The organism is Gilliamella sp. wkB292, from assembly GCF_001690235.1.
GTDB lineage: Bacteria > Pseudomonadota > Gammaproteobacteria > Enterobacterales > Orbaceae > Gilliamella > Gilliamella apicola_F.
The window spans coordinates 1-3,842 of record NZ_LZGO01000035.1; the positions used below are offsets into that span (position 1 = coordinate 1).

Sequence of the window (3,842 nt, forward strand, 5' to 3'; positions counted from 1 at the left end):
AAAAATAGAACAATATTTATACTTACTAAATTTGTGTTGTTTTATAATTTTTGAATTTTTTAGTTTGATAGTAGTTTCAGTACATAAAGTATTTTTCTATACCATATCAATACTTTCAATTCAAAATTGAAAAAGCTTGGATTTTTTGATTAGCCTAATTTAATTTGCTAAAACGCGAAAAAATGATCATAAACGTCAATTTTTATTGAGGATAACTTATAAAGCACACCTAGTTTGAAACAAGTAAGACTATATTTCATTTAATTTTTAGTTATTAAATAGTGATTTAAGCGTACTTTTTTAAATTTTTACACTTGAGGGGTGAATTGTACTTTTAAAAACGTTGTAACTACTGTCTAAAATATTTAACAATTATTACTAGAATTAATCATTTAAATAGATGGTAGATAGGCGGTTATACCTTATTTGTAGCTACACTCAAAAGCTTCTATACCACGTTTTAAAACATGAACTTTTTCACTCTATTATTTAGCACTAAGATATATATGAAAAGTTATTTAATAATTTAAATTATAACCAAAAAGTTAAATTATTTTTCTAGTCATTTATTAGCGAGAAAAAGCCCACAATAATTGTGGGCTTTCAATTTCAATACAAATTAACTCATTATAGATACGGTTCGCATTCAGCAAAAATTTGTTGAATTTTATCAATTTCAGTTGAAGTTAAACCTTGCTCGCCTATTCCACCATTACTAAATGTAGCATACAATTTCATTGTACCATTACTTGGATTTTTGATTGTATTGTAATTTAATAAAGATCCACAGAATCTAGCATATGACTGTGGAACTGATTTAGTTAATTTAACAGTACGATGACGGTAGTCTAATGAAGTTCCATTAACATGAATCACATAAAGCCCAAGAGGATCTTGTGTATCTTCAGATTTTTTTACAGCAGTAAAATCTTTACCACTATTCCATTTAAAGATAGCGTCGCCGAAGTTACTAGCATTACCGGCTGAAGAAAATGCATGTGCGTGGTTTTCTTCGCTTTCTCCACCCCAATCAAATCCATAAGTTGAAGGTTGAGACATCATAAATACTAAACATAAATCCTCTTTCGCAGGTTCAATAGGTCGATGATCATAAAGGTCTGCCTGATTTTCAATTTTCGTTCCTTGTACTGTAACTGTTGGGAAAGCTGAATATTTATCCAAATGATTTGAGCCAAATACATCATACCGAATATGCTCATACTTAACCTCACCTGGGAAATTGATGTTGATAGGTGATGCTAAATAAAATAGGCCTGCACATTTCTTATGTAGACCGGATACGACTAACATATTTACTAGCTTTAATAAACCATAACTGTTTGGGCGAGCTTGTTCTTTGCCATTAACGTTTTGGGCAATTCTGTCAATGTATCTTGTATAAATGGCTAATGCTTCTGGACTAACCAATTTTAGAATTTGTTCAAAAGAAATTAAATTAGTGTTTTGTGTTGTATCTTGTAAATTTGACATAAAATTCTCCATTATTTGTTATTTAAGTTAAAAAGAAATTTGCGTTTAACTTTGAATAAAAGTTTATTTCGCAAGTTTTTACTAATGTTATTACACAAGGTAATAATCGAAAATGACTCACTATTTAGTAAAATAATAGCCAGTCATATCGATAGGTAGATAGCGAAGTTGTTATTAAACAACCTGCCATTCATTTTTTTGATTAAAGGAATGGGTTATTGCATTGACTGCCAACCAAAATGGGGGATAGCATTAATATAACGAGTTAATTTAGTATAAATTTAAGTCAATTAACTCATTAAAACCACGTTATGAAAGAGTGTAAAAATATGTATTAAAAACTGGGTATTTTTATTTAATACCTTAACGCCGCTTTAAAAGAATAGAAATTAGATTAATAACTTATTGATATATCATTTTGATTTCTATCAACCACCTTACTGGTTTAAAGCTCGAATTGCCCTTTTATCTTGATTACACTTTTCAATAACATTGAGCAAATGTTCGTTATATTTAAGACTACTCGCAAAGGTTAATGGTTTAGGTGGTAAAGCAGGTAAACAATCAGTTAATAAGCTTTCGGATATTGGTCGATTGATGTAAACTTTTTGCTCTTTCGTACAAGCTGTTAGTAATATCACTAGGAACATACTCATTAGCACATTGGTTATTTTTAAGTAAGTCATCAATTTTTTCCTGCAATTCTAAGGATTGATTTTCAAGGTTTCGTTTTGTAATTTCATTATTAGCAATAATCTGATTATCTTTTATCGTTTTCTGTTCAAGCTGAGAAAGCTTATTAGTCAGTTCTTGAACTTGTTCTAACCTTTGTTTAGATACCTGGATTTGTTTTATATACAAACAAATTAATAACAAGCATAGAAACATAAAAACACCTGCAATTTTTGCCATTTTTATTTCCCTAAAAGATTAGTTAGAAATGATTAAATAAATCTTCTTCAGCTTGTCTACGATTAGCTAAACCAATGCATGATTGTTTAACACCATTGACAGTGATTTTGTTCCAACGACAAAACTCTTTCGATGCACCAAGGTAGTCACCAATATTTAATTTTGCTAATAAAGTCGATTGATTAAATGCTGATACACCGACATTAAATACAAATGAGCATAACGCATCATATTGGTTTTGATTTAACTTAACTTTCACCAATTTATTAATCGACTGTTCAACTGGATATAAGTCTTGCATTAAAAAACATTCAGCTTGTGCCTGACTTATTCTGTCATTCTCTTTCACATTTTTGGTGTGACCATAACCAATGGTCCAGATTCCAGCTGAACATGTATAGGCTTTGACCGCTAAACTTTCAAAACTTTTGATAAGTTCTAACCCTTTTTCACTAATAATCATTACATTTTCCTAATTTTGTTTAGTGTTATCAGTCTGTATATTGCATTGAAATTTTTTAGATAATTGATGGGAATCAGAAGAAATAAAAAAGAACATTATTAACTATCAATTAATAGTAAAATAATAATCAATAATTTTTAGAATAATTTATTACATTGATTATGTGGTTAATTTATTTCAATAATCTATAAAAATAACTTATTAATCATTATCTTTCATTTTTTTAAGTAACTTTTCTTCTAATATTTTAATTAAATTAGCGCCTGACCAGCCTGCCAAACCTGCAACTCCACCCGCCATTTCAAAAGCCCAATTGAAATAACTAGCAATAAGGATGACCAAAGCACCAGCAAAAATCGATATAAATATTTGAGCAATTAACGTCCACAAAAAGAACTTATGACCATTGAGTAAGTGATAGCAATAACTGGCTAATGAGCCAAGTAACGTAACAAAAAATAAATATACAACAACTATCCAATGGATATTATCGGGATCTTTGATTGACATATGATTAACCTTATAAGTATTTTAGAATTAGGTAATTAAAATGAATGATGTTCAAATAGGTATAATATGAGTTTTTATTAGACATAAACTAAAACACCAATGTTAAATTGGTTTAAATAATTCTCAATTGTTTGATGCTAAAAAACTTATTTATCAATAATTAATATTAAGCAGAAAAATCCTATTTATCCTAACCATAACCTAGTAATGATTTTTTATAATCAATTTACGCGATCTGATTGAGATAATAAGAAAGATAATTTGCACTAATAGAAAGGTATGAACATTTTTAATTTTGATGTAATTGGTTAAATGTTACTTTATGATTTTATTGTAAGATTTATTAAATAAAATGAATAATTATAAATCAAACAATATCGTTTAAAACAATTCAAAGGATAGGATCATTATTACAATATTAGAGTGTAATAAAATGACGATTTTAAATACTAACCAATAACAAATA

Annotated in this window: 4 protein-coding genes; all 4 read right to left on the bottom strand. The window is 28.3% G+C overall.

Going from position 1 to position 3,842, the window contains the following annotated elements:
* Positions 1 to 627: 627 nt before the first annotated feature.
* Positions 628 to 1,491, bottom strand: a complete 864-nt coding sequence (locus tag A9G09_RS03840; RefSeq protein WP_065633598.1) for a hypothetical protein — start codon at positions 1,489 to 1,491, stop codon at positions 628 to 630.
* Positions 1,492 to 2,055: 564 nt separating this feature from the next.
* Positions 2,056 to 2,403 carry a hypothetical protein gene (locus A9G09_RS12700; RefSeq protein ID WP_065633599.1) on the bottom strand — a complete coding sequence of 116 codons (348 nt, stop codon included), beginning with the start codon at positions 2,401 to 2,403 and terminating at the stop codon, positions 2,056 to 2,058.
* Between the two features lie 22 nt (positions 2,404 to 2,425).
* Positions 2,426 to 2,866, bottom strand: a complete 441-nt coding sequence (locus A9G09_RS03850; RefSeq protein ID WP_065633600.1) for a lysozyme — start codon at positions 2,864 to 2,866, stop codon at positions 2,426 to 2,428.
* Positions 2,867 to 3,067: 201 nt separating this feature from the next.
* Positions 3,068 to 3,376 carry a phage holin family protein gene (locus A9G09_RS03855; protein ID WP_065633601.1) on the bottom strand — a complete coding sequence of 103 codons (309 nt, stop codon included), beginning with the start codon at positions 3,374 to 3,376 and terminating at the stop codon, positions 3,068 to 3,070.
* Between the last annotated feature and the right edge of the window lie 466 nt (positions 3,377 to 3,842).

Bases quoted from the DNA above. Each gene is read 5' to 3' on its own strand.
- A9G09_RS12700 (WP_065633599.1), bottom strand. From the start codon at position 2,403: ATGGCAAAAATTGCAGGTGTTTTTATGTTTCTATGCTTGTTATTAATT.
- A9G09_RS03840 (WP_065633598.1), bottom strand. From the start codon at position 1,491: ATGTCAAATTTACAAGATACAACACAAAACACTAATTTAATTTCTTTT.
- A9G09_RS03855 (WP_065633601.1), bottom strand. From the start codon at position 3,376: ATGTCAATCAAAGATCCCGATAATATCCATTGGATAGTTGTTGTATAT.
- A9G09_RS03850 (WP_065633600.1), bottom strand. From the start codon at position 2,866: ATGATTATTAGTGAAAAAGGGTTAGAACTTATCAAAAGTTTTGAAAGT.